1 protein-coding gene is annotated in these 329 nt (G+C 62.0%); it reads right to left on the reverse strand.

Translation table 11 applies throughout. The annotated features are described in order from the left end of the window. The coding region (locus tag L981_RS32630; protein WP_043626891.1) for an autotransporter outer membrane beta-barrel domain-containing protein at nucleotides 1–329 on the reverse strand (329 nt) is incomplete at both ends.

Genomic DNA, 329 nt, shown 5'->3' on the forward strand with positions numbered 1-329 from the left:
CTCTTCGTTGAAGTAGACGGCTCTGAGCTTCGGTGTCAGCACGGTGGTCTCGTCGAGTTGCCACTCGCCGGTCAGCTTGACGTCCGCCATCCAGCGGGTCGTGTCGAAGGTGCCGGTGAAGATGCCGGTGTCGATGTCGTTGGACGAACCGCCATAGAGCAGGTTGGCGTCGAGGAAGACGCCCTGGCCGATTTCGAACGAGGCATAGGGACCGGCGAGCCAGCCATTGCCGGTCAGTTCGGCATCCTCGTCGGTCGGGTCGCTCATATAGTCGTAGTGGAATGACAGGCCGACCAGCGCCCGCTCGTTGACGAGATAATCGGCGCCGA

Origin of the sequence: Ensifer sp. ZNC0028, from assembly GCF_000799055.1 — a bacterium.
In the GTDB taxonomy this organism is placed as follows: Bacteria; Pseudomonadota; Alphaproteobacteria; order Rhizobiales; family Rhizobiaceae; genus Ensifer.